Below are 24832 nucleotides of genomic sequence, written 5' to 3' on the forward strand. Positions count from 1 at the left end.
GCTACTTGTTCTTCGGCAGCTTGAACTTGGACGGGTCGAAGTCCGGCGGCAGGTCGTTCAGGCCGCCGCCGAGTTGGGACAGGTCTGGCATACCGCCCCCGCCACCGCCGCCGCCGGGAAACGCGCCGGGCGGGAAGCCCGGCATGCCGCCGGGGAAGCCGCCCTTCACCTTGGGCTGGGTGGGGCCGCGCCCCTTGCCCTTCTTCCCCTTCTTGCCCTTGCGGTTGTTCTTCCGGTTGCCGCCGCCGGGCCCGCCGCCGAAGCCGAACCGGCCCGCCATCTGCTGCATCATCTTCTTGGCGTCGTAGAACCGGTTCACCAGGTCGTTGACCTCGCGGACAGCGACCCCGGAGCCCCGCGCGATGCGCTGCCTGCGGGAGGCGTTGATGATCTTCGGGTCCGCGCGCTCGGCCGGTGTCATGCCGCGGATGATCGCCTGCAACCGGTCGATGTGCTTGTCGTCGACCTGCGCCAGCTGGTCCTTCATCTGCCCCGCCCCCGGCAGCATGCCGAGCAGGTTGCCGATCGGGCCCATCTTGCGCACCGCGAGCATCTGCTCGAGGAAGTCCTCCAGCGTCATCTCGCCGCTGCCGAGCTTCGCCGCGGCCTGCTCGGCCTTGTCCTGGTCGAAGGCCTGTTCGGCCTGTTCGATGAGGGTGAGCATGTCACCCATACCGAGGATGCGGCTGGCCATCCGGTCCGGGTGGAAGGCGTCGAAGTCCTCGAGCTTCTCACCGTTGGACGCGAACAGGATCGGCTGGCCGGTGACCTGCCGGACCGAGAGCGCGGCGCCACCGCGTGCGTCGCCGTCGAGCTTCGTGAGCACCACACCGGTGAAACCGACGCCGTCGCGGAAGGCCTCGGCCGTGTTGACGGCGTCCTGACCGATCATGGCGTCGACCACGAACAGGGTCTCGTCCGGGCTCACCGCGTCGCGAATATCCGCGGCCTGGCGCATCAGTTCCTCGTCGACACCGAGGCGACCCGCGGTGTCGACGATCAGCACATCGTGCTGGGCGTGGCGGGCCTCGTCGATACCGCGCCGGGCCACGTCCACGGGCTCGCCGACGCCGTTGCCCGGCTCCGGGGCGAAGGTGGGCACACCGGCGCGCTCACCGACCACCTGCAGCTGCGTCACCGCGTTGGGTCGTTGCAGGTCACAGGCCACCAGCATGGGCGCGTGACCCTGCTTCTTCAGCCAGACCGCGAGCTTGCCAGCCAGCGTCGTCTTACCGGATCCCTGCAGGCCGGCGAGCATGATGACGGTGGGCGGGTTCTTGGCGAGGTTCAGCCTGCGGGTCTCCCCGCCGAGGATGCCGACGAGCTCCTCGTTGACGATCTTGACGACCTGCTGCGCCGGGTTCAGCGCGCCGGAGACCTCTTCCCCCTTCGCGCGCTGCTTGATCTGGGCGATGAACTCCTTCACCACCGTCAGGGCGACATCGGCCTCCAGCAGCGCGATGCGAATCTCCCGCGCGGTCGCGTCGATGTCGGCTTCGGTGAGCTTCCCCTTGCCGCGCAGGTTCTGCAGGACCGACGTGAGCCGATCGGAGAGGGTGTCGAACACGGGTGTGCACGCTCCAGCAGTTCGTCGTTGTTCACCCGGCGCGCCCGCCGGCTACCTTCGAGGGTAGTCGCCCGGGTCGGACGGAGTGCGGCCACGGCGGCACTACCTGCTCAGCGACCGTGCTGACAGTGCGCTGGTGAACGGGAGCTATGTCGCGATGGTGCCCCGGAGAACGCGCGCGGCGGAGCCCACGAGCGGGGAGGCGGGGCGCGTGACGTGCGGTGGTGACGGTCCGGGCCAGGTCCGAGCCTCGCCGAGTCGATCGTGACGCGCGTCTACCAACAGACACTGAGGTCCGTCCAGCCGGCCTGCTCCCTCTTCAAGCCGGCCGGACGGCCAGGTCCCGCGGATCACCGGCCCCCCGCCTGCGGACGCCGCCAGACCCCCAGTACCTGGCGATTTCCGCAACTGTCCGGTGCAGCTCCGCGTGATGACCACAAGACTGCCGGGCCGCGGGGGTGTTCCGGCAGCGTGAAGACCCCCAAGTAGGAGTGGGTGTTTCTACTCAGAACGGGCGTGAGTATTCAGCTGCGGCAGGCTGCCAGCACCGCGGCCTCCACAGCGTCGCGCCACCGCTGATCCAGCCTGCCGTGCCGAGGGGAGACACCGAAGGAGTCGACGACGGCGGGGCCCATGGTCGCCACCTTGGCCCAGCGCACCTCGGCGTCGTAACCGCTCAGTGCCCTGGCCACGCTGTACAACAGGCCGATCCGGTCGACCGCCCTGAGCTCGAGCACCACGGTGTCGGCACCGCTGGTTTCCTCGTCGAACCAGAGCACCCTCGGCCGCACGGAGGACACGGGAGGCCCCCCGTAGTCGCGTTCCTTCGCGGCGAGTTTCGGGGTGATGCCCAGCGCTCCGGCCGCTGCCCTGGCGAACTGCTCGCGCAGCAGGGACGTCTGCGGCAGCGAGCCGAACTTCGGGGACGCGGTGAACACCCCGACCCGGCCGCCCCCGTGTGCGCGCAACGCCGCGGTGTGCACCTCCATCGAGTGCAGCGCCAGTACGCCGGCGGCGGGAGCGAGCAGTTCCACCGCGGCGGGAACGGCGAGGGTGATCGTGGCGAGGTTGCCCTCGGTGCGCACGAGCACCTCCCCCCTTCCGGTGCGCACGGCGGCGGCGATGAGTTCCCGCTGCGTTGCGGTCACCGGAGCGGGTGGGACGAAAACGTTGCCGTGCATCACCTCCCGGCAGCGCGACACCAGCTCGGCGATCAGCCCTGCCTTCCATTCGGTCCACACCCCTGGACCGGTGGCGATCGAGTCGGCGATCGACAACGCGTGCAGCAGCTCCAGCAACACGGGGTCGTCGTTCAGCGTGTCGGCCACCCTGCGAATGGTGTCCGGCTCACTGATGTCCCGCCGGGTCGCGGTGTGCGGCAGCAGCAGGTGATGCCGGACCACGTCGGAGACCAGTGCGCAGTCCGCGGGCGACAGCCCGAGCCGCTCCGTCACCTGGGCCGCGATCTTCGCCCCGAGCTCCGAGTGGTCCGCGGGCCTGCCCTTGCCGATGTCGTGCAGCAGCGCCGCGAACAGGAGCAGATCCGGCCGGGACACGGTCGTCGTGAGCCTGGCCGCCTCGACGCAGGCCTGGACCAGGTGCCGGTCCACACTCCAGGAGTGCACGGGTTCGCGGGGCGGGAGGTCGCGTACGGCGCCCCATTCCGGGAACAACCTGGCCCACAGCCCGGTCCTGTCCAATGCCTCGACCGCGTCGACGAGACCCTCTCCCGCGCCGAGCAGCTCGGTCAGCGCCTGCCGCGCACCGGGCGGCCACGGGGCCCGCAACTCGGGGGCCGTGTCCGCGAGTGTCCGAAGTGTACCGTGCGCGACGGGCTTTCCGGTTCGGGCGGAGGCGGCGGCGACCCGGAGCAACAGTCCGGGGTCACGGGCGGGCACGGCGTCCCTGGCGAGTGCGACCTCGCTGCCGTGCAACACGACCCCGTCGTCCAGTGGGGTCCTGGCGGGCCGTCTGCCGAACCTGGCCCTCGGCACATCCACAGTGGATCGAAGGGCCACGTCGACGGCGTAGGCGACCGCTCGTCCGGCCCCGGACAGCTCGCGCGCCAGCGCGAACCGGTCACCGAAGCCGAGTTCGGCGGCCACCAGGGCCGCGTCCGCGGCGTCGAGCACGTCGCGGTCCCTGTGCAGTTCCCTGCGCAGTTCCGTCCGGACATCCAGCAGCAGCTGGCGTGCCTCCCGCAACTCCTCCCCGGGTCGGTCGGTCAGCTGGGCGAGCGCGAACGCGTCGATCAGGCCGAGATCGCGCAGTCCGCCCCTGCCGTACTTGAGGTCGGGCTCGGCGGACTGGGCGATCTCGCCGCTGCGATGCCAGCGTTGCCGCGTCGCTTCCGCGAGTTCGGGAATCCGTTTACGGGCGGTGCGGCGCCATGCGTCCCGTGCTGCCGTGCCCAGCCTGCCGGTCAACTCGGCGTCGCCCGCGATATGCCGCGCGTCGAGCAGGCCGATCGCCGTCCGCAGATCCTCGGAAGCGACCTGCAGGGCCTGTGCCGGAGTGCGGACCGAGTGGTCCAGCCCGACCCTGGCGTCCCACAACGGATACCAAAGCGCGTCGGCGATCTCCCCGACGCGCGGATTGTCGTTGTGTACCAGTACCAGGTCAAGATCGGAGAAGGGAACGAGTTCGCGTCGGCCGAGCCCGCCGACGGCGACCAGCGCGACACCCGGTTCGGCGGTGTCCACGCCGGCCGCCGTGGCGGCCTTGCCAAGCCAGAACTCGTAGAGGTCGACGAGCGCGTCGCGCAGTGCCGAGGCACCGAGCCGACCGTGCCTGCCTTCCAGCAACCTCTCCGTGGCCTCGACCAGGGCGTGTCTGATGGATCCGTTGCGAGCGAGATCGGATTCGTCAGACACGCCCTTACCCCCCTACGACCACGGCCCGCGCCCTACAGGGCATCCGTGCCGCGTTCGCCGGTGCGAACCCTGATCACGGTGTCCACATTGGTCACCCACACCTTGCCGTCGCCGATCTTGCCGGTGTGCGCGGCGTTGACGATCGCGTCGATCACCTTCTCCACACCGGCGTCGTCGGTGACGACCTCGACCCGCAGCTTGGCCACGAAGTCGACGGCGTACTCGGCGCCGCGGTAGACCTCGGTATGCCCCTTCTGCCTGCCGTATCCCTGTACCTCGCTCACCGTCATGCCGAGCACCCCGAGCTGTTCGAGGGCGGAGCGGATGTCGTCGAGGGTGAACGGTTTGACGATCGCGGTGATCAGCTTCATGGCTTGCTCTCCTCCAGCTTCTTCGACGCACCGGCCACGCCGGTGCCCGCCGTGACGCCACGACCGCGGCTGCCACCGAACTCGTACGCGGTCTCCGCGTGCTCGGCCTCGTCGATGCCGGTCACCTCTTCGTCAGGGGACACCCGGATACCCATGGTGAACTTGATGAGCAGCCCGAGGACCACCGCGACCACCAGGGAGAAGGCCATCACGGCGAGTGCGCTCACCACCTGCGTGCCGAGCAGTCCGGCGCTGCCACCGTAGAAGAGACCGTCCGCACCGTCGGGGTTGACACTGACAGTGGCAACGAATCCGATCATGATGGTGCCGACAAGACCACCGACCAGGTGGACACCGACCACGTCGAGGGAGTCGTCGTAACCGAGGCGGTACTTCAGGCCCACGGCCAGTGCGCAGAGGATGCCCGCGACCGCGCCGATCGCGAGGGCGCCCCACGTGTCGACGAACGCGCACGCCGGGGTGATCGCCACGAGACCGGCGACGACACCGGAGGCCGCACCCAGGCTCGTGGCGTGACCGTCCCGGATCCGCTCGGCGAGCAACCAGCCGAGCATCGCGGCACAGGTGGCGGTCAGGGTGTTGATGAACGCGACACCGGCGATGCCGTCCGCGGCGTAGGCGGATCCCGCGTTGAACCCGAACCAGCCGAACCACAGCAGACCGGCGCCGAGCATCACGAACGGAAGATTGTGCGGCTTCATCGGCTCCTTCGGCCAGCCGACGCGCTTGCCGAGGACCAGCACGAGGCCGAGCGCGGCAGCACCGGCGTTGATGTGGACGGCGGTTCCACCGGCGAAGTCGAGTGCGCCCATCTCGCCGATCCAGCCCCCGTCACCCCACACCCAGTGCGCCACCGGGAAGTAGGAGATCGTGGCCCACAGGCCGGCGAAAACCAGCCAGGCGCTGAATTTCATCCGGTCCGCGACGGCACCGGCGATCAGGGCGACCGTGATGATGGCGAACATCGCCTGGAACGCGACGTCCACAGTGCCCGCGGTCGGGTCACCCTCGGACGTCATGAGACCGCTCAGCCCGAGGTACTCGAACGGGTTGCCGAACAGGCCACCGACATTGCTCCCGTACGCCATCGAGTACCCGTAGATCACCCAGAGCACACCGACGAGCCCAATCGCGCCGAAGCACATCATGAGCATGTTCAGCACGCTCTTCGAGCGAACCATACCTCCGTAGAAGAACGCCAACCCCGGTGTCATCAGCAGCACCAGAGCGGCACTGGTCAGCAACCAGGCCGTATTTCCCTCCACGCTTCCTCCTAGAACTCGCACGGTCGCATTTGGGAGGAATCATGGAAAAGCGTTGTTGCACGGGATGACGCATGGCGTTTCGGCTCCGTGAACCAAATGGTGACCGATGTTACGGCTGCGTTTCGTGGTCCCCGTACCGTTTCGTCCGTTCGCGAAACCTCATGGTCGAATAGGAAGCATGCGTCCTATGCAACTGAGCGTCACGCACACCGCGCGGGTGCGGCCACTGTGCGCCTGTCACCTGCACTCGGTCGCCACGAGCAGCCCTTCGCATGCTCAGTGCCACACCCGTCGACCGAGTTGTGCGTGACACTCATGACCACCACCGGCTCGGGCGGCCGAGGCTTACCCTCCGCTACCGTCGCGGCATTGCGCTGCTCCGTCTGCGCCGACGAACTCGGCCAGGACGGTCTCGCACTGCGCTGCCCCCGAGGGCACTCGTTCGATCTCGCGAAGCAGGGGTACGTCAACCTGCGCCGTGCCGGAGTCGACGCGGGCACGGCGGACACCCCGGAGATGGTGGCGGCCAGGGTCGCGTTCCTCGGATCGGGGCACTACGCGCCGCTGTCGCAGTCACTGACCGCCACCGCCGCGGGGCTCGCGCCGGGTCTGGTGCTCGACGCCGGGGCCGGCACCGGCCACTACCTGGCCGAAGTGCTGGACGCCGTTCCGGACGCCACGGGGCTCGCGCTGGACGTCTCGGCGGCGGCCCTCAAGCGGGCCGCACGGGCACATCCGCGTATCGGGGCTGTGGTGTGGAACCTGTGGCAGGACTGGCCGGTCGCGTCCGGGGCCGCTGATCTGGTGCTCAACGTGTTCGCCCCGCGCAACGCGGCGGAGTTCCACCGCGTGCTGCGACCGGGCGGAACGCTGCTCGTCGCGTCCCCTGGGCCGGGTCACCTGGCGGAGCTGGCCACGGCACTCGGCCTGCTCGACGTCGACCAGGACAAGGAACAGCGGCTGGACAGCACGCTCGGCGGGCACTTCGAACTGGCGGATCGGATAGAACGGGGGACGCGGCTGGTGCTGGAGCCCGAACAGGCGCGGCAGGCTGTGCTGATGGGCCCGAACGCGCATCACCTGCACCGGGACGGACTCGGCGAACGACTTGCCGCACTGACCGAACCGGTGACCACGACGGCGTCGTTCGTCGTGTCCACCTACCGGCCCCGCGCGGAAGCCGTGACGCGATGACCCCGGACGACGTCTACCGCCTGCTCTCCACCCGGATGCCCCACCACGCCGGCAGCACGACGGGTACCGGCGTGCACCGGCTTCCGGCCACCGCGTTCACCGATCCGGGCTGGCTGCGCGAGGACCTCGACCGAGCGGCGCGGATGTACGGCAACTCGACCAGCCGAGTGCTGGGCACGATCCGGTGGTACTCCGCGTCGTCGGTGCTGGTGGCCCCTTCCGTGGAGTCCCTGGTGCTGGCCGGGACCGCATTGGACCCCTCGCTGTCCGCCGTAACGGTGGACGTGCTCCCGGACGGCAGGCTGCCCGGCGCACGGTCGAACCGGGTGCTGGGCGGCGACGTCGGCGAACTGGGCGCGGCGTTCGGCTCGGCCCTCGGCGCGGCGGTGCGGGCGATCGCCGCCGTCACCGGCGCGAGTGAGCGCTCGTTGTGGGCGATCGCCGGTGACTCGATCTGCAACCGATTGCTGTGGTCCGGCACCGCGAGCGGGGACGTGGCCAGCGCCATGGCATTGGCCATGCCCCTGCTCGCGGCCATCGATCCGCGGCTGCCGGAACCTCGGTTCGCCAAGGTGGGCCGGACCCCGATCGTGCGCAGGGCCTCCTGCTGCCTGATCTACGAGGCCACCGGGGGCGAGAAGTGCACCAGTTGTCCCCGCCAGACCCCCGCGGTCCGCGAGGCCCGGCTCCGCTCGCTGCTGGGTTGAACGCGGAGCTCAGGCGAGGGCGGAGAGCTGCTCGAACTCCTCGTCGGTGAGTTCGATGTCGGCGGCGGCCATGTTGTCCTCGAGGTGGGCCACCTTGGACGTGCCGGGAATCGGCAGCATCACCGGTGAACGACGCAGCAGCCACGCGAGCGCGAGCTGCGCCGGTGAGCGCCCGTGCTCCTTCGCCGCCTGCTCCAGCACGCTGCCCGGCTTGGCCAGCTCGCCCGTGGCGATCGGGAACCACGGGATGAAGCCGATGTTGTGCTCCGTCGCGTAGTCCAGCACGGCCTCGTGATGCCGGGTGGCGAGGTTGAACAAGTTCTGCACGCTCACGATCTCGGCGGTCTTCCCGGCTTCCTCGATCTGCCCGGCGTCCACCTCGGACAGTCCGATGTGGCGGATCTTGCCCTCGTCCTGCAGCGACTTCAGCTCGCCCACCTGGTCGGCGAGCGGGTAGTCACGGTCCACCCGGTGCAGCTGGTACAGGTCGATCCGCTCCACGCCGAGCCGCCGCAGGCTCGTCTCGACCTGCTGGCGCAGGTAGGCCGGCTTGCCGAGCGGGACCCACTCGTCCGGGCCGGTCCGCAGCAGACCGCCCTTCGTCGCGATCACCAGGTTCTCCGGGTACGGGTGCAGCGCCTCCCGGATCAGCTCCTCGCTGACGAACGGCCCGTACGAGTCGGCCGTGTCGATGAAGTTCACCCCGAGCTCCACCGCCCGCCGCAGCACCGCGATCGCGCCGTCGCGATCGGACGGCTCGCCCCAGATGCCCTTGCCGGTGATCTGCATGGCGCCGTATCCGAGGCGATGGACCGGAAGGTCCCCGCCGAGCCGGAACTCGCCGCCGGGTTGCCTGGCCGTCTGGGTCGCCTGCGCGTCTGCCACGTTGTCTCCTCGTTCTCGGCGTTGCTGTCGATGCTTCCTACGTAGTTCAACTCGTGGGGAACAAATGCTGTTCCATCGCAGGTCAGCGCGAGGAGGTGGCTCCGAATCGGGCCCGCAGTCCGCGTAGCCCGCGCTCGGACAGCCCGCCGTGCAGCCGCAGTCTCGCCACTCCCCCGTCCGGGAAGATGTCTAGTCGCACGTGAGTGGCCTCCTGCTCGGGTGGCACGGCGAACCGGTGCCGGGTGTCCGGCTGGAGCCGGGTCCGGGGCAGCAGTTCGAACCAGGAGTCCGGAACATCCGTTTCGTCGGATGCGACCGCGCCGCTCAGCGAGAACCGCCCTGGAGCGTTGCCGCGCAGGTTGCCGGTGTCCACGTCGGCGAACCGCACGACTCCCTCTCCGGCGAGGCGGAGGATCGCCCAGTCGTTGCCGTCGTCGCGCCTGCGTGCCGTCTCCCAGCCCTCGGCCTGGTGCGCGGCGAGTCCCGGCGCGAGCATGTTGTCGGGCGACGAGTAGAACATGTTGCTGCAGCCGACGATCCGACCCCCGTTCTCCAGTGCCGCGAGGTCGAGCGCGGCCGGATCGAGCAGCGTTGGATCGGGCACGGCCCGCCCGTGTACCCGCAGCCGGGCGACACCTCCGTCCGGGTGCATCGTCAGTCGGACGTGCGTGAAGCGGCGACCGCTGTCCACCGCGAAGAAGTTCTCCGCGTCGCCACGAACCGCGGCCCTGTCCACCAGGACCGTCCAGTCCTGTTCGGACAGTTCTTCCGGACCCGGGTACCCGTCGACCGCGCACGCCTCCACGGAGACCTCGGGCGGATAGTTGCCCTTGAAGTACGCGGTGTCCACCACCACGCCGGACGGCACACCCGGGATCCCGAGCCGCACGAGCGCGCGGTCGTCACCGGGCTCCCTGTGCCTGCGCGTCTCCCAGCCGTCGTAGAGCTGCCCCTTCGACCCGAACGTCTCCGGCTGATGCCGCGGTGTCCAGGGATTGACCAGGTTCTCCTTCTCCGCGAACAGCTCGTCGGTTGCCCACATGACGGTTCCGCCGTACCTCCGCGAAGCCAGATCCGGTTCGTTTGTCCATTCAGGACGATTGTTCATCGTTACCTCTCTCCGCGGCGGAGCAACCGCCCGTTCGGGTCGTTTCCGGTGATCTCCTGGCCACGCAACCATGTCCGCCGCACCACTCCGGCCAGCGGCCTTCCGTGGTACGCGCTCACCGGGTTGCGGTGCGCCAGTGCGCGCGCGTCGACCACGAACGCATCGTCAGGCGCGAACGCCACCAGGTCGGCGTCACAACCCTCCTCGATCCGGCCCTTGTGCCGCAGGCCGACCAGGTCCGCGGTGCGCTGCGCCATCCACCGCACCACGTCCCCGAGTTCGAAACCACGCCGCCGCGCCTGGGTCCACACGGCGGGCAGGCCGACCTGCAGTCCCGCGATCCCGCCCCAGGCGGCGCCGAAGTCGCCGCTGTCGAGGCGCTTGAGTTCCGGGGTGCAGGGGGAGTGGTCGGTGACCACACAGTCGATCACCCCGTCGGCCAGTCCGCGCCACAGTCGCTCGCGATTCTCCGCCTCGCGGATGGGCGGGCAGCACTTGAACGCCGTCGCCCCGTCGGGGACCTCCTCCGCGAGGAAGCTCAGGTAGTGCGGGCACGTCTCGACGGTGAGCCGGAGGCCGTCGGCCCTGGCCCGCGCGAGAACGCCGATCGCATCGGCGGAGGAGAGGTGCAGCACGTGCGTCCGCGCCCCTGTCGTCTCGGCCAGGGCGATCACCTGCTGGATGGCGAGCGTCTCCGCGACCTGCGGCCGTGAACGCAGGAAGCCGTCGTAACCGCGGCCATGCGACCGGGGGGCGTGCTCGATGGTGTCCGCGTCCTCGGCGTGCACGATCATCATCGAGTCCAGGTCGTGCACGGTGCGCATCGCAGCCGCGAGTTCGTCGCCTGCCAGTGGCGGGAACTCGTCGACGCCCGAGTGCAGCAGGAAGCACTTGAACCCGAACACGCCCTCGGCGTGCAGCCCGGCCAGGTCGGCGCCGTTGCCGGGCACCGCACCGCCCCAGAACCCGACGTCCACGTGCACCCGGCCCTCAGCCGCCGCGCGCTTCACCCGCAGCGCCTCGACGTCCACCGTCGGCGGCAGGCTGTTCAGCGGCATGTCGACAATGGTCGTGACACCACCGGCCGCGGCGGCGCGCGTCGCCGTCTCGAACCCCTCCCACTCGCTGCGGCCGGGATCGTTCACGTGGACGTGGGTGTCCACCAGTCCCGGCAGCAGCGCGAGTTCCGGGTCGAGTTCGACGACCGCCGCCGCCGACCGGTCCGCGTCGTACGGCCCGACCTCGGCGATGCGGCCGCCGACCACCCCCACGCTCGCGGGGCGCTCGCCCTGTGGGGTGAGTACGCGCCGCGCTCGGACAAGCAGGTCGAGTTCTGTCATGGCACCAACTCAATCACGTCGGCCTCCGGCTCGATCGCCTCGAATTCGACCACGTTGTCCAGTGCCGTGCCCATCGCGGCATTGCCCGTACGCTCGATCATGACCTCGACCAGCACCGGACGGCTGGTCCGCTCGGCCTCCTTACGGGCCCACTCCAGGGCGGGCGCGATGCCTGCGGCCTCCTCCACCCTGGTGCCCGAACAGCCGTAGGCCTCCATGATCTTGAGGTTGTCCGTTCCGTTCTCGTCGTAGTGGATGTCCACCTGGAAGTTCATCCCGTACCCGGTCTCCGCCTGCCGGATCAGCCCGAGGTAGGTGTTGTTCAGCATGATCAGCACGAACGGGATGTCGTACTGCGCGGCCACCGCCAGTTCTTCCACCAGGAACTGGAAGGAGTAGTCACCGACCACGCCGACCACCTCGGCGTCCGGGCGAGCCCGCTTCACCCCGATCGCGGCGGGGATCTCCCAGCCGAGCGGGCCTGCCTGCCCGCACACCTGGTAGTGGCGGGGCTTGTGCGCACGCTGGAACTGCCCGGACCAGATCTGATAGAGCCCGATCGCGGTCACGAAGTAGGTGTCCGGGCCGTAGGTCTTGTTGATCTCGGCGAACACCCGCGGCGCCTTGATCGGCGTGGTGTCGAAGTCCTCCCTGCGCGGCAACGCGCGTTTGAGCTCGCCGAGGTGGCGCACCCACTCACCGGGCTCGCGACGCTCCGCGCGGCGCTCCACCTCGGTGAGCAGGGCAGCGAGGAACTCCCGCGTGTCCGAGACGATGCCGAGGTCGGGCCCGAACACCCGGCCCAACTGGGTGGGCTCGATGTCGACGTGGATGAACTTGCGCTCGCCCCGGTAGACGTCCAGCGCTCCCGTGTGCCGGTCCCCGAACCGCGCCCCCAGCGCCAGCACGAGATCGGAGTCGAGGAACGCCGCGTTCGCCCAGCGTTGCGAGGTCTGCACACCGGCCATCCCGGCGAAGAGTTCGTGGTCCTCCGGAAAACTGCCCTTGCCCATCAGCGTCACCCCGACCGGCACACCGAGACGTTCGGCGACCGTGCGCAGCTGCTCGCTGGCCTCACCGAGCACCACGCCGCCACCGGCGAGGATGAGCGGGCGCCGGGCGGCCAGCAGCATGTCGAGTGCCCGCTCGACCCTGGCCGGTGCGGGCGTCACGACCGGGACCGGCAGCGGCGCGTCCACTGTGGAGTCCCACTCGATCTCCTGCTTCTGCACGTCGAGCGGCAGGTCGATGAGCACGGGTCCCGGCCTGCCGGAACGGGCCAGCCGGAACGCCTCGCGGAAGATCCACGGAGCCTGTGCCGCCTCCTTGATCTGCACGGCCCACTTCGTCACCGGCTTGGCGATCTCGACGATGTCCACGGCCTGGAAGGCCTCCTGATGCAGCTTGCTCGACACCGCCTGTCCGGTGATACACAGGATCGGGATCGAGTCGGCCTGTGCCGTGTACAGCCCGGTGATCATGTTCGTGCCAGCCGGGCCCGAGGTGCCGATCGCGACGCCGACGTTGCCGGTGGTGCGCGACCACCCGTCGGCCATGTGGGTCGCGCCCTCCTCGTGCCGGACCACGAGGTGCTCGATCCCGCTGCCCTGCAGTGCTTGGTAGAGCGGGAGAATCGCGGCGCCGGGGCAGCCGAAGACGGTGTCCACCCCTTCACTGGCGAGGACCTCGACGACAGCTTGCATGACGGGAATTCTGGGCATTGTCCCTCACTCCTGAGATTGGGCTCGGCCGGACAATCCTTCGGTCACCTTGAGCAGCGCGGAGTGGTCCAGGTCGCCGTATCCCATGCTGCGTCCCGCGGCGACGAGCTGGGCGACCAGACCGGTGAGTGGCAGCGACACGTCCGCCTGACGGGCCGCGGCGAGCGCGATGCCCATGTCCTTGTGGTGCAGATCGATCCGGAACCCTGGCCGGAACTCCCGCGCCACCATCGACTCTCGTTTGAGTTCGAGGATCCGGTTGGCGGCAAGCCCACCGGCGAGTACGTCGAGCCCGGTCTTGGCGTCCACACCGGACGCCTCCATCAGCACGATGGCCTCGGCGACGAGGCCGTAGATGCCACCGACCACGAGCTGGTTGGCCGCCTTGACGACCTGCCCTGCCCCGTGCGGTCCGACGTGGACGATCGTGCGGCCCACCGCCTCCAGCAGCGGCCGTGCCGCGGCGAAGTCGGCCTCCTCTCCGCCCACCATGATCGACAGCGCGGCCTGCTCGGCTCCCGCCTGTCCGCCGGAGACCGGCGCGTCGAGCACCCGGATCCCCTTCTCCGCCGCGGCACTCGCGACCTCGACGGAGGTCTCGGGCCGGATGGTGCTCATGTCGACCAGCAGCGTGCCGGGGCGGGCGGCGGCCAGCACTCCGTCCGGCCCGAGCACGACGTCCTCGACCTGAGGGTGGTTGGGCAGCATCGTGATCACCACGTCGGCATCAGCAGCGGCATCGGCGATACCGGTGGCGGCGATGCCACCCGCCGCCGTGAGCTTCGCGATCGCCTCGGGATGCACGTCGTAGCCGCGAACGGTGTGCCCCGCCGCGGCGAGGTGGCCCGACATCGGCCCGCCCATGATGCCCAGTCCGATGAATCCCAGTGTCGTCATCGTGTTCCCCTTCGTTCTCGCGGCAGCCAGTCGAGCGAGTCGAGACTGTCGCCGCCCGGTGCGTACTCGATTCCCACGTGGCCCGCATAGCCGGCGGCCTGCAGTCGCGCCAGGTGGCCTTCGATGTCCAGTGATCCGGTTCCCGGCGCCCCACGTCCTGGTGCGTCGGCGATCTGCACGTGTCCGATCCGCGCTGTGTGTTCCGCGATCACCGCGTCGATGTCGTCGGTGTTGACCGCGAGGTGGTAGAGATCGGCGAGCAGCAGAACGTCGTCCCTGCCGAGCTCGTCGATGACACCGAACGCCTGCGCGGCCGTGGTGAGCGGGTAGGCGGGCGCCCCGGAGAGCGGCTCCAGCACGAGCCGGGCGCCGATGGCCGATGCGGCACCGGCAGCGTGTTCCAGATTGGACAATGCGAGCTTGTCCTGTTCCGCGGGGTCGACGCCGTCGATCCGGTTGCCGTACAGCGCATTGAAGCTGCGGCAGCCGAGTTGGTCCGCGATACCGACCGCCACGTCGACGTTGTCGGCGAACTCGCGCTCGCGCCCCACCCAGGACACCAGGCCCCGGTCACCCGCCTTCATGTCGCCCGCGTAGAAGTTCAGCCCGACCAGGTCCACGCCCGCGTCCCGCACCGCGTGGACGAACTCGTCCACCTCGCGATCGCCCGGCACCGGTTCGGCGAACGGCCACCAGAACTCGACCGCGTCGAATCCGGCCTCCCGCGCCGCCGCAGGTCGCCGCGGTACCGGCAGTTCGCTGAACAGGATCGACAGATTGACGTCGTAACGCAGGGAGTGTTGCGCCCCGCTGCCATCACTCATGAGACACCTCGCCGTGCGATTTCGCATAGTGGAAGTTCTATTTCACATAACGACAGTAGCGATGGATTCTGGCCGACGTCAACGGGTCGGGCGCCGAATCGTCCAAGGGGGGTACGGTTCGCCCGTGGAACTGGAAGCGGAGTTCACCACCGAGCCGTTTCGCGGCGAGGGCAGCCCACCCGAGCACGCGACGCTGGCCAGAGACGCCGCGTTGACCGCCGGACTCTCCGTCGACTTCGGACCGTTGGGGACCGCGGCGCGAGGCGAGCGGGAGGCCGTGCTCGACGCCCTGCCCGCGATCGCCCGCGCCGCACTGGACGCGGGAGCCACCCGGTTCACCCTTCGCCTCGGTTCCGCCACGGACACAGCCCCCGTCGGCACGCCGGTCGACGTACTCGGCCAACTCGTTCAGCAGGTGGAGCAGGAGCTCGGGAGCCCACTGGCGGAACTCGACCGGCCGGGCAAGCAGCGGGCCGTACGACTGCTGGAGGAACGGGGAGCGTTCCAACTTCGCAAGTCGGTGGCCGCCGTGGCCGAAGCGCTGGGCGTCACCAGATTCACCGTCTACAACTACCTCAACCGCGACACCTCCTAGCCCGTCACCTGCACCGTCACCGCAGATTCAACAAACTGTTGACGCTCGGCACAAGCGGCCGTACCGTCTCCAGATCAGAATTTCTTTTCCGCAATGCAGAAGACTCTCCGCTCACACAGGATCGAGAACTCGCATGTCGCCAACCCAGGACGCGGAAGCCACGGTCACGCTCGCCGAGTTCAACGGCGCGGGTGAGACACGTGTCCGGCCGTTGCTCACCGCCTGCCTCGCCGTTCCGCGCTGGGTGGACACGGTGCTGGCCGGCAGGCCGTATCCGGACCTGGACTCCCTGCTCGCGACCGCCCGCTCGGTCGCGCCGCTGAGGACCGCGGAGGTACAGGGCGCCCTGGACTCCCACCCCCGCATCGGGGAACGCAGCGGCTCGGCGTGGTCCCGCAGTGAGCAGTCCGGTGTGGACAGCGCGGCGGCGGAGGCGTTCCGGGAGGCCAACTTCGAGTACGAGCGCAGGTTCGGCTACATCTACCTCGTCTGTGCGGGCGGGCGCAGTGGTGACGGACTGCTCGCGGACCTGCGGGAGCGGCTGGACAACGACCCGGACACCGAGCTCGCGGTGGCGGGCGAGGAACTGACGAAGATCGCCGAGCTGCGACTCAGGAAGGCGGTAGCCGCATGAGCCTGGTGACCACCCACGTGCTGGACACCGCGAACGGCAGGCCCGCACAGGGCGTGCCGGTCGCGCTGGACGCCGGGGGCGAGGGCGGCTGGCGAACCGTGGCGACCGGGCACACCGACGACGACGGGCGGGTGAGAGACCTCGGCCCCGACTCGCTGGCTCCAGGCGTGTACCGACTGGTCTTCGACACGGCGAACTACCTCGGCCCCGAGGCCTTCTTCCCGGAGGCGACGATCTGCTTCCGCATCGCCGACGGCGCCGCGCACCACCACGTGCCGCTTCTGCTCAGCCCGTTCGCCTACTCCACCTACCGAGGGAGCTGATCATCCGTGGCCATCACCCTGGGCCCCAACCAGTACGGCAAGGCGGAGGTCCGCCTGGTCACGGTGAACCGCGCCGGCCCCGTCCACCACGTCAAGGACGTCACCGTCTCTACCGCTCTGCGTGGCAGGCTCGAACGCACCCACCTGACCGGGGACAACGCCGACGTCGTCGCGACGGACACGCAGAAGAACACCGTCTTCGCGTTCGCCAAGGAGCAGCCGGTCGGCGAGATCGAGGACTTCGCCCTGCGACTCGGCAGGCACTTCGTCGACGAGTTCAGCCACATCGAGCAGGCGAGAATTCTCGTCGACGAGCACGGCTGGGACCGCATCGCCGTCGACGGCACCCCGCACGACCACTCCTTCTCCCGGTCCGGCGACGAGCGCAGGACGACGGCGGTCACCGTCGCGGGAGAGCGGACCTGGGTCGTCTCCGGCGTCACCGGACTGGTGCTGCTCAAGTCGACCGGCTCGGAGTTCCACGGATTCCCGCGCGACCGGTACACCACGCTGGCCGAGACGAACGACCGCATCCTGGCCACCGCGCTGACCGCGCGCTGGCGCTACCGCTCCGGCGAGCACGACTGGGCCGCCTGCTGCACCGACGTGCGCCGGATCCTGCTGGAGACCTTCGCCACCAAGCACAGCCTCTCGCTGCAGCAGACCCTGTACGCGATGGGCGAGGCAGTGCTCCTCGCGCGCGAGGAGATCGCCGAGATCCGGCTCTCCCTGCCGAACAAGCACCACTTCCTGGTCGATCTCAGCCCGTTCGGGCTGGAGAACGACAACGAGGTCTTCTACGCCGCCGACCGTCCCTATGGCCTGATCGAGGGAACCGTGCAGCGCGAGAACGGCGACCCCGCCGCGGAGGACCCGGGACTGGCCTGGCACACCCTCGCCGCGTTCTAGTTCCGGACGTGGCCGTAGCAGCTGTGGAGCCCGCATGCCTTCCATCCCCACCACGACCACCGAAGTCCATCCCGTCGACCAGCGCCCACCCCTGCCACAACTGATCGCGGGCGGCCTCCAGCACGTGGCCGCCATGTACGCCGGAGTGGTCGCGCCACCGCTGATCATCGGCGCGGCCGTCGGCCTCGATCCAGGGCAGCTGAGCCTGCTGATCAGCGCCAGCCTGTTCACCGCGGGACTGGCGACCCTCCTGCAGACACTGGGGGTGTGGCGGTTCGGCGCGCGGCTGCCGCTGGTCAACGGTGTCACGTTCGCGACCGTGGCGCCGGTGCTCGCGATCGTCAGCCAGCACGGCCCGCAGGACTCGCTCGGCGTCGTCTACGGCGCCACGCTGGTCGGCGGCGCGCTGGTGGTGCTCGCGGCGCCGTTCTTCTCCCGGCTCACCCGGTTCTTCCCGCCACTGGTCACCGGCACGGTGATCACCCTGATCGGGGTCTCGCTGCTGCCGGTGGCGGTGCGCTGGATCTCCGACCAGGAGGACACGGTCGCCCCGACCGGGCTGCTGCTCGCCGGGGTCACCATGGCCGCGGTGCTGGCGTTCAACCGGTTCCTCTCCGGATTCTGGAGCCGGATCGCGCTACTTCTGGGACTGGTGATCGGCACGCTCGTCGCGTGGCCGCTCGGCGCGGTGGACACCTCGACGCTGGACGGCGCACCCGCGTTCGGCATCGTCACTCCGTTCCACTTCGGCGTGCCCGCGTTCGACATCGCCGCGATCGTCTCGATGGCGATCGTGATGCTCGTGGTGATGGCGGAGAGCACCGCGGACATGCTCGCGCTGGGTGAGATCGTGGAGAAGCCGACGTCGGAGACGACGCTGGCGAACGGGCTGCGGGCCGACGGGTTCGCCACCGCCGTCAGCACGATGTTCGGCGGGTTCGCCTGCACCGCCTTCGCGCAGAACGTGGGACTGGTGGCGCTGACCCGAATGGTGAGCAGGTACGTCGTGGCCGCCAGCGGCGCGATCATGGTGCTGCTGGGCATGTTCCCGGTGACCGGCGGAATCGTCGCGCTGGTCCCGCAGCCGGTGCTCGGCGGCGCGGGCCTGGTGCTGTTCGGCAGCGTGGCGGTCAGCGGCGTGCGCACCCTGGCCAGGGCGTCGTTCGAGCGACCTGCCAACACCACGATCGTCGCGGCCGCGCTGGGCATCGGCATCATCCCGATCGCGTCCCCGACGTTCTACGAAAGCTTCCCCTCAGCGGTGCAGACCGTGATGGATTCCGGGATCAGCGCGGGCTGTATCGCCGCTGTGGTCCTCAACCTGATCTTCGGCGAACGCGCCCGCCGCCCCCAACCGGCCCCGGTGACCCCAGAGCTCAGCCAGGACTAGCGCGGCCGTGCTGCCCTGGGTGCCGTCCCCGGCTTGGTGCGTCTGCAAGTACCACCAAGCAAGATCGACAGCGTCGCTAACCGCTACCAAGCTGGGCGGCGTGGGCGGCAGAAACTGCCTGTTTGATCTTGCTTGGTAGTACTTGCAGACGCCTCAACCTCTGTCGGGGACGGCTCAGAGGTGCAGCAGGCGCTTGAGTTCGCGGACGGCTACGCGACCTGCTCGGTTGGCGCCGATCGTGCTCGCCGAGGGGCCGTAGCCCACCAGGTGCACCCGTGGGTCGGCGACGGCTCTGGTGCCGTCGAGCCGGATTCCGCCGCCGTTCTCGCGCAGGCGCAGCGGCGCGAGGTGGTCCACGGCGGCTCGGAACCCGGTGGCCCAGAGGATCACGTCCGCGTGCTGTTCGGTGCCGTCCGCCCAAACCACACCGTGCGGGGCGATGCGCTCGAACATGGGCTTGCGGTCGAGCAGCCCGGAGTCGCGAGCCCTGACGATGTCCTCGGTCAACGGCAGGCCGGTCACGCTGACCACGCTCTCCGGCGGCCTGCCCGCACGCACCGCCCGCTCGACGCGCGCGACCGCGGCCCTGCCGTCCTCGTGGGTGAACGGCCCCTCGTGGAAGACGGGCGGCCTGCGGGTCACCCACGTCGTGCCAGCGGGGGCGCCCTGCTCGGCGATCTCGATGAGCAGTTGCACGGCCGACGTTCCCCCGCCGACGACCACGACCCGCTGTCCCGCGAAACCGCCGGGACCGGTGTAGTCGGCGGTGTGCAACTGACGGCCTGCGAAGGTCTCCTGACCGGGGTAGTACGGCCAGAACGGCCGGTCCCAGGAGCCGGTGGCATTGATGATCGCGCGAGCGGCCCAGCTCTCGGTGGCACTCTCGACCACCAGCCTGCCGGCCTCGGCACCCTCGCCCTCGCGGACGGAGCGCACGTCCACCGGCCGCAACACGGGCAGGTCGAAGGTGCGTTCGTAGCGGTCGAAGTACTCGGAAACGACGTCGGAAGCAGGCCGGGAACCGTCCGGCGAGCCCAGCGCCATTCCCGGTAGCTCGTGCAGCCCGTGCACCCGGTCCAGTCGCAGCGAGGGCCAGCGGTACTGCCAGGCTCCGCCCGCGTTTTTCGCGTGGTCGAGCACGACGAAGCCGCTGCCGTTCGCCAGTCCGGCGCGGCGCAGGAAGTACGCGGCCGAGAGCCCGGCCTGTCCGGCGCCGATCACCACCACGTCCGTCCGATGGTCCGCCTGCCCGCTACGCATACCGGGTACAACAGCCATCGGGGCCGGGTATTTCCCGCCCGATCAGGGACTCAGGTCACATCCGGGCCACCGGTTCTGCGTCGGCGTAACGCCCGCACGACAGCGACGAGGACCAGCACCGCCGCCGCACCGGCGACCATCGGGCCGAGGCGTTTGGCCACCGAACCGCCCGCGTACTCGAACAGGTCGATCGCCTCCGTATCGCGGGCGCTCTCGGTACGCGGCGCGATGGCGGGGCCCGGCTTCTCCGCGGACGCCTCCTCCCGCACCGGTTCGGCCATCGACGCAGGCTCGGTCGCGCGGACCGGTTCCGGTGTGGAACCGAGTTTCTCGGCAAGGCAGGACGCGAAGGAATCCAGGATCTTCCCGCCGACCTCGGAGATCATTCCGCGGCCGAACTGGGCGGGCTTGCCGGTGACAGTGAGATCGGTGGCGACAGCGCCCGTCGTGGTGTCCCCCGCGGCGGTGAGCGTGACCGTCACCGTGGCCGAGGCGGTACCCGCGCCGCGCGCGTCCTTGCCCGCGGCCTTGATGACGACCCTGCGGGCCTGTTCGTCCTTCTCCAGAAACTCACCGGCCCCCTTGTAGGTCAACGAGATCGGGCCCAGCTTGACCTTGACCGTCCCGCGGAACGTGTCACCGTCCACCCCGGAGAGCGTGGCGCCCGGCATGCACGGCGCCACCCGTTCGGGGTCGACGACGGCCTTCCAGACGTCCTCGATGGGCGCGGGTACGGAGAACTCGTGGTCGAGCCGCACGGGCCGGTCTCCCTTCGTCGAAATGGAAGAAGTCACCATGGCCACTGCGGGAACGCTCCCCGCAGTGGCCATGGTGAGCTTTTGCTATGCGCTCACCGCGGAGGTGAGGGCACGTCCGGTCAGTACGCGCGCCAGGTGCTGGCGGTACGCGGCGTCGGCGTTGCCGTCGGTGGCCGGACTGGTCCCCTCGGCCGCCTGCTGGGCGGCCGCGTTGATCGACTCCGCCGTCGCGGGCCTGCCGACGAGCGCCTGTTCGACGGCCGTGGCACGGACCGGCACCGACGACATGTTCGTCAGGCCCACCCTTGCCTCCGCGATGGTGTCGCCGTCGGTGCGGATCGCCGCGGCGACCCCCACCATCGACCAGGCCTGCGCCACTCTGTTGAACTTCTCGTAGTGCGCGTGCCAGCCGGTGTACTTCGGCACCCTGACCTCGAGCAGGATCTCGCCCTGCCGTATGGACGTGGTGAAGAAGTCGGCGAAGAACTCCTCCGCGGGCACCGTTCGCCTGCCGTCCATTCCGGTCATCACCATCTCGGCGTCCAGCGCGAGCGCGGGCGCCAGCAGGTCACCGGCGGGGTCGGCGTGGGCGATCGAGCCGCCGAAGGTGCCCCGATGGCGCACCTGCGGGTCGGCCACGGTGTCGGTGGCCTTGCGCAGCAGTGCCGCGTGCTCGGCCACCAGCGGATCCCGCTGCACGTCGTAGTGCGTGGTCATCGCCCCGATCACCAGCATGTCGCCGTCCTCGCGGACGCCGCGCAACTCGGGGATCCGGCCGAGGTCGATCAGCTTGGTCGGCGTGGCGAGCCGCATCCGCAGCACCGGCAGCAGGCTCTGTCCACCTGCCAGCACCTTGGCGTCCTCCCCCGCGTCGGCCAGTGCGCGGACAGCGTCGTCCACAGTGGTCGGAGCAACGTAGTCGAAGGCAGCGGGAATCACTGCGCACCTCCCGTGGTTCCTGAGCCGGACGCGTCCATCGAGCCAAGGCCGCCACCGGCTTCGGCGCCGACACCGCCCGCCTCGGCCGACCCGGTGTGGATCGCCGACCAGACGCGCATCGGCGAGCAGGGCATCTCGATGTCGTTCACACCGAAGTGACGCACCGCGTCGACGACGGCGTTGACCACGGCCGGTGTGGAGGCGATGGTGCCTGCCTCCCCGACTCCCTTGACGCCCAACGGGTTCGTCGTGGACGGCGTCTCGGTGCGGTCGGTGACGAACGAGGGCAGATCTGCCGCTGAGGGCAACAGGTAGTCGGCGAACGTGCCCGTGGTGAGCGTCCCGCCCTCGTCGTGCACGGCCTCCTCGAACAGTGCCTGGGCGATGCCCTGCGCCAGGCCGCCGTGGATCTGCCCCTCCACGATGACGGGGTTCACCACGGACCCCACGTCGTCCACACAGACGTAGGAGCGGATCGACACCCGCCCCGTTTCGGTGTCCACCTCGGTGGCGCACAGGTGAGTGCCGTGCGGGAAGGAGAAGTTCTCCGGGTCGTAGGTGGCATCGGAGTCCAGCGAGGGCTCGACTCCGTCGGGCAGGTCGTGCGCGGCGAACACCGCCAGCGCGATGTCCTGGATGCCGGTGGACTTGTCCGTGCCCTTCACCGTGAACTTGCCGTTCGCGAACTCCAGGTCGTCCTCCGAGCACTCCATCATGTGCGCGGCGATCGGCTTGGCCTTGGCGACGACCTTCTCCGCGGCCTTGACCACCGCGATCCCGCCGACGGCCAGCGACCGGGAGCCGTAGGTGTCCAGGCCCTTGTGCGAGGACTGGGTGTCGCCGTGCAGCACCTCGATGTCGTCGAAGCCGACGCCGAGCTGGTCGGCGACGATCTGGCTCCACGCCGTCTCGTGTCCCTGCCCGTGCGCCGAGGCCCCGGTGATCACCTCGACCTTGCCGGTGGGCAGCATCCGGATCGCCGCGTGCTCCCAGCCGCCCGCACCGTAGGACAGCGAGCCGAGCACCCGGGACGGTGCCAGTCCGCACATCTCGGTGAACGTCGAGATCCCGATGCCGAGCTGCACCGGATCACCGGCCTCCCGCCGCCTGCGCTGCTCGGCCCGCAGGCCGTCGTAGTCGAACAGCTCCTTGGCCCTCGCCGTGGCGGCCTCGTAGTTGCCCGAGTCGTAGGTCAGCGTCGAGACCGTCGTGTACGGGAACTCCTCGTGCTTGATCCAGTTCTTCTCGCGGACCTCCATCGGGTCCATGCCCAGTTCGGCCGCGAGTTCGTCCATCATCCGCTCGATGGCGAACGTCGCCTCCGGACGCCCGGCACCGCGATAGGCGTCGGTCAGGGTGGTGTTGGTGAAGACGTTGGTGCACGCGAACCGGTACGCCGGGATCTTGTAGATCGCGTTGAACATGAACGCGCCGAGGATCGGCACTCCGGGCCCGACGAGCCCGAGGTAGGCGCCCATGTCGGCCATCAGGTCCACCTTGAGCCCGGTGACCGTCCCGTCGCGCTTGGCGGTGATGGTCAGGTCCTGGATCTGGTCGCGGCCGTGGTGCGCGGCGAGCATGGTCTCCGACCGCGACTCGGTCCACTTGACCGGTCTGCCGAGTTTCTGCGCCACCAGCAGCGCCATGGTCTCCTCTGGCAGGACGGCGATCTTGCCACCGAAGCCACCGCCCACGTCGGGCGCGATGACGCGCAGCTTGTGCTCGGGAATGCCGAGCGTCAGCGCCGACATCGTCTTCAGGATGTGCGGCACCTGGGTGGCCGACCACATCGTGAGCTGTGGCCCGGTCGGGTCGACAACGCACGAACGTGGCTCCATGAACGCGGGCACCAGCCGCTGCTGGCGGAAGCGCCGGGTAAGCACGATCGCCTCGGCGTCGGACTCCGCCGTGCGAATGGCCTCCTCGACGTCACCACCGGAGCCCGCCTCGGCGGAGTCGAACACCCAGAGGGCGTTGCGGTTCGTGCCGAGTTCCTCGTGGACCAGCGGGGCGCCCTCGGCGAGTGCGTTCTCCAGCCCGAGCACGACCGGCAGGTCTTCGTAGTCGACGTCGATCGCCTCGAGCGCGTCGTGCGCCTCGTAGTCGCTGCGAGCCACCACCACCGCGATGCCCTCGCCGGCGAAGTTGACCTGGTCCGTGGCCAGTATCGGGCGGCGAGGATGCAGCATGTCCTCGGTGATCGGCCACGCGCACGGCATCCCGATCTCACCGCCGGGGTCGAGGTCGGCGCCGGTGAGTACGGCGATCACACCGGGCAGCTCCTTGGCCGCGGAGGTGTCGATCGAGAGAATCCTGGCGTGTGCCATCGGGCTGCGCAGCACCGCGAGGTGCAGCATGCCGGGCAAGGAGATGTTGTCGGTCCAACGGGTGCGGCCGGTGATCAGCCGGGCGTCCTCCTTGCGCAGCCTCGCCTTGCCGACCTCGGGCTCGATCGTGGCGGTCATCACTCACCACCCCCGCCGACACTGCTGGCCGTACGCCCGGCGATGTCGGCCCGTTCGTCGGCGACCCGCTCCACGTCGGGCCCTGCGCCGGGACGCATGTGGTGGGCCGCGTCCTGAACGGCGCGGACGATGTTCTGGTACCCGGTGCAACGGCAGAGGTTGCCCTCCAGGCCTTCGCGAACGGCCTTCTCGTCGGGAGTCGGGTTGTCGGCGAGCAGGTCGAGGGACTGCATGATCATGCCGGGCGTGCAGAAGCCGCACTGCAGGGCGTGGTTGTCGTGGAACGCCTGCTGCACCGGGTGCAGTTCGCCGTCCCGGGACAGTCCCTCGATCGTGTTGACCTCGCAGCCGTCGGCCTGCACCGCGAGCACGGAGCAGGACTTCACGCTGTGGCCGTCGAGGTGGACGGTGCACGCGCCGCAGTTGCTGGTGTCACAGCCGACCACTGTGCCGACCTTGCCCAACTGCTCGCGTAAGTAGTGGACCAGCAACAAACGGGGCTCGATGTCATCGGTGTACCTGGTGCCGTCGACGGTGACGGTGATGCGCATGGCGTCTCCAGTGGTGGGGCTGGCAGTACACGGGCTCCCTGTGATCGACTCAGTGACGGGCCTCACAGTCGAGACTATTTGAGCGTGCTACTTCTGTCCCGTTGGGACAAGCCCCTGATCGAGATCTGTACCGAATCCGCTGATCTGGCGTCCGATCCAGCGGCACTTTCCCGGGAAAGTGCCCTCGTTGCGCGTGCACGTACGGCACTTTCCCGGGAAAGTGCCACAGCTGGTG

The 24832-nt window shown here is 69.5% G+C and carries 22 protein-coding genes; 7 read left to right on the plus strand and 15 right to left on the minus strand.

Annotated elements, in window-relative coordinates:
* Position 1: 1 nt before the first annotated feature.
* From ffh to BM199_RS04625, 4 genes are all read right to left on the minus strand, one after another.
* Positions 2-1567, minus strand: coding sequence for a signal recognition particle protein (gene ffh / locus BM199_RS04610; protein WP_091670066.1), 1566 nt, complete (start codon positions 1565-1567; stop codon positions 2-4).
* A 524-nt stretch (positions 1568-2091) separates the two neighbouring features.
* On the minus strand, positions 2092-4440 hold the full coding sequence (locus tag BM199_RS04615) for a [protein-PII] uridylyltransferase (protein WP_425425492.1): 2349 nt from the start codon (positions 4438-4440) through the stop codon (positions 2092-2094).
* Positions 4441-4472: 32 nt separating this feature from the next.
* Positions 4473-4811, minus strand: a complete 339-nt coding sequence (locus BM199_RS04620; protein WP_091670069.1) for a P-II family nitrogen regulator — start codon at positions 4809-4811, stop codon at positions 4473-4475.
* Positions 4808-6097, minus strand: coding sequence for an ammonium transporter (locus BM199_RS04625; protein WP_091670071.1), 1290 nt, complete (start codon positions 6095-6097; stop codon positions 4808-4810). The genes BM199_RS04620 and BM199_RS04625 overlap by 4 nt, the downstream gene beginning before the upstream one ends.
* Positions 6098-6412: 315 nt before the next feature.
* On the opposite strand from BM199_RS04625, the gene BM199_RS04630 reads away from it, so the two are divergent.
* Together BM199_RS04630 and BM199_RS04635 are read left to right on the plus strand one after the other, a co-directional pair.
* Entirely contained in the window at positions 6413-7291 is an 879-nt protein-coding gene (locus BM199_RS04630) for a methyltransferase domain-containing protein (protein WP_091670074.1), read from the plus strand.
* A 35-nt stretch (positions 7292-7326) separates the two neighbouring features.
* A complete protein-coding gene (locus BM199_RS04635; protein ID WP_091670850.1) occupies positions 7327-7998 on the plus strand; it encodes a (2Fe-2S)-binding protein in 672 nt (223 codons plus the stop codon).
* Between the two features lie 9 nt (positions 7999-8007).
* Here the strand turns inward: BM199_RS04635 and BM199_RS04640 are convergent, their stop codons facing one another.
* From BM199_RS04640 to BM199_RS04665, 6 genes are all read right to left on the minus strand, one after another.
* Positions 8008-8883, minus strand: coding sequence for an aldo/keto reductase (locus tag BM199_RS04640; protein WP_091670077.1), 876 nt, complete (start codon positions 8881-8883; stop codon positions 8008-8010).
* 82 nt (positions 8884-8965) lie between these two features.
* Positions 8966-9991, minus strand: a complete 1026-nt coding sequence (gene alc / locus BM199_RS04645; RefSeq protein ID WP_091670079.1) for an allantoicase — start codon at positions 9989-9991, stop codon at positions 8966-8968.
* A gap of 2 nt (positions 9992-9993) precedes the next feature.
* The gene (gene allB, locus BM199_RS04650) at positions 9994-11331 is read right to left on the minus strand and encodes an allantoinase AllB (protein ID WP_091670082.1); all 1338 of its coding nucleotides are present in this window, start codon (positions 11329-11331) and stop codon (positions 9994-9996) included.
* Positions 11328-13052: a glyoxylate carboligase gene (gene gcl / locus BM199_RS04655; RefSeq protein WP_091670085.1), complete on the minus strand. Its 1725-nt coding sequence runs from the start codon at positions 13050-13052 to the stop codon at positions 11328-11330. The genes allB and gcl overlap by 4 nt, the downstream gene beginning before the upstream one ends.
* A 6-nt stretch (positions 13053-13058) precedes the next feature.
* Positions 13059-13949 carry a 2-hydroxy-3-oxopropionate reductase gene (locus BM199_RS04660; protein WP_091670088.1) on the minus strand — a complete coding sequence of 297 codons (891 nt, stop codon included), beginning with the start codon at positions 13947-13949 and terminating at the stop codon, positions 13059-13061.
* A complete protein-coding gene (locus BM199_RS04665; RefSeq protein ID WP_091670091.1) occupies positions 13946-14773 on the minus strand; it encodes a hydroxypyruvate isomerase family protein in 828 nt (275 codons plus the stop codon). The genes BM199_RS04660 and BM199_RS04665 overlap by 4 nt, the downstream gene beginning before the upstream one ends.
* 124 nt (positions 14774-14897) lie before the next feature.
* Here BM199_RS04665 and BM199_RS04670 point away from each other — a divergent pair, with 124 nt between their 5' ends.
* The 5 genes from BM199_RS04670 (at position 14898) to BM199_RS04690 (ending at position 18624) form a co-directional block, all read left to right on the plus strand.
* Positions 14898-15368, plus strand: a complete 471-nt coding sequence (locus BM199_RS04670; protein ID WP_177242471.1) for a helix-turn-helix domain-containing protein — start codon at positions 14898-14900, stop codon at positions 15366-15368.
* Between the two features lie 133 nt (positions 15369-15501).
* Positions 15502-16002: a 2-oxo-4-hydroxy-4-carboxy-5-ureidoimidazoline decarboxylase gene (gene uraD / locus BM199_RS04675; protein ID WP_091670096.1), complete on the plus strand. Its 501-nt coding sequence runs from the start codon at positions 15502-15504 to the stop codon at positions 16000-16002.
* Complete coding sequence (gene uraH, locus BM199_RS04680) at positions 15999-16325, plus strand: hydroxyisourate hydrolase (RefSeq protein WP_091670099.1); 327 nt, start codon at positions 15999-16001, stop codon at positions 16323-16325. The genes uraD and uraH overlap by 4 nt, the downstream gene beginning before the upstream one ends.
* A gap of 6 nt (positions 16326-16331) precedes the next feature.
* Entirely contained in the window at positions 16332-17234 is a 903-nt protein-coding gene (pucL, locus tag BM199_RS04685) for a factor-independent urate hydroxylase (protein ID WP_091670102.1), read from the plus strand.
* Between the two features lie 34 nt (positions 17235-17268).
* Positions 17269-18624 (plus strand): nucleobase:cation symporter-2 family protein, encoded by a 1356-nt coding sequence (locus BM199_RS04690; protein WP_091670105.1) that lies wholly within the window; start codon positions 17269-17271, stop codon positions 18622-18624.
* 174 nt (positions 18625-18798) lie between these two features.
* Here the strand turns inward: BM199_RS04690 and BM199_RS04695 are convergent, their stop codons facing one another.
* From BM199_RS04695 to BM199_RS04715, 5 genes are all read right to left on the minus strand, one after another.
* Positions 18799-19902 carry an NAD(P)-binding domain-containing protein gene (locus BM199_RS04695; RefSeq protein ID WP_245788160.1) on the minus strand — a complete coding sequence of 368 codons (1104 nt, stop codon included), beginning with the start codon at positions 19900-19902 and terminating at the stop codon, positions 18799-18801.
* Positions 19903-19934: 32 nt separating this feature from the next.
* Positions 19935-20642, minus strand: coding sequence for an SRPBCC family protein (locus BM199_RS04700; RefSeq protein WP_091670110.1), 708 nt, complete (start codon positions 20640-20642; stop codon positions 19935-19937).
* Positions 20643-20726: 84 nt separating this feature from the next.
* Positions 20727-21581, minus strand: a complete 855-nt coding sequence (locus tag BM199_RS04705; protein ID WP_091670113.1) for an FAD binding domain-containing protein — start codon at positions 21579-21581, stop codon at positions 20727-20729.
* Entirely contained in the window at positions 21578-24046 is a 2469-nt protein-coding gene (locus tag BM199_RS04710; protein WP_091670116.1) for a xanthine dehydrogenase family protein molybdopterin-binding subunit, read from the minus strand. Before BM199_RS04710 ends, BM199_RS04705 begins: the two co-directional genes overlap by 4 nt.
* Positions 24046-24597, minus strand: a complete 552-nt coding sequence (locus BM199_RS04715) for a (2Fe-2S)-binding protein (RefSeq protein ID WP_091670119.1) — start codon at positions 24595-24597, stop codon at positions 24046-24048. The genes BM199_RS04710 and BM199_RS04715 overlap by 1 nt, the downstream gene beginning before the upstream one ends.
* Positions 24598-24832: the final 235 nt, after the last annotated feature.

It is taken from the genome of Amycolatopsis marina (assembly GCF_900111885.1).
GTDB lineage: Bacteria > Actinomycetota > Actinomycetes > Mycobacteriales > Pseudonocardiaceae > Amycolatopsis > Amycolatopsis marina.

Bases quoted from the DNA above. Each gene is read 5' to 3' on its own strand.
- alc (WP_091670079.1), bottom strand. From the start codon at position 9,991: ATGAACAATCGTCCTGAATGGACAAACGAACCGGATCTGGCTTCGCGG.
- BM199_RS04715 (WP_091670119.1), bottom strand. From the start codon at position 24,597: ATGCGCATCACCGTCACCGTCGACGGCACCAGGTACACCGATGACATC.
- BM199_RS04620 (WP_091670069.1), bottom strand. From the start codon at position 4,811: ATGAAGCTGATCACCGCGATCGTCAAACCGTTCACCCTCGACGACATC.
- uraH (WP_091670099.1), top strand. From the start codon at position 15,999: ATGAGCCTGGTGACCACCCACGTGCTGGACACCGCGAACGGCAGGCCC.
- BM199_RS04665 (WP_091670091.1), bottom strand. From the start codon at position 14,773: ATGAGTGATGGCAGCGGGGCGCAACACTCCCTGCGTTACGACGTCAAT.
- BM199_RS04710 (WP_091670116.1), bottom strand. From the start codon at position 24,046: ATGACCGCCACGATCGAGCCCGAGGTCGGCAAGGCGAGGCTGCGCAAG.
- allB (WP_091670082.1), bottom strand. From the start codon at position 11,331: ATGACAGAACTCGACCTGCTTGTCCGAGCGCGGCGCGTACTCACCCCA.
- BM199_RS04690 (WP_091670105.1), top strand. From the start codon at position 17,269: ATGCCTTCCATCCCCACCACGACCACCGAAGTCCATCCCGTCGACCAG.
- BM199_RS04695 (WP_245788160.1), bottom strand. From the start codon at position 19,902: ATGGCTGTTGTACCCGGTATGCGTAGCGGGCAGGCGGACCATCGGACG.
- uraD (WP_091670096.1), top strand. From the start codon at position 15,502: ATGTCGCCAACCCAGGACGCGGAAGCCACGGTCACGCTCGCCGAGTTC.
- BM199_RS04630 (WP_091670074.1), top strand. From the start codon at position 6,413: ATGACCACCACCGGCTCGGGCGGCCGAGGCTTACCCTCCGCTACCGTC.
- gcl (WP_091670085.1), bottom strand. From the start codon at position 13,052: ATGCCCAGAATTCCCGTCATGCAAGCTGTCGTCGAGGTCCTCGCCAGT.
- BM199_RS04635 (WP_091670850.1), top strand. From the start codon at position 7,327: ATGCCCCACCACGCCGGCAGCACGACGGGTACCGGCGTGCACCGGCTT.
- BM199_RS04660 (WP_091670088.1), bottom strand. From the start codon at position 13,949: ATGACGACACTGGGATTCATCGGACTGGGCATCATGGGCGGGCCGATG.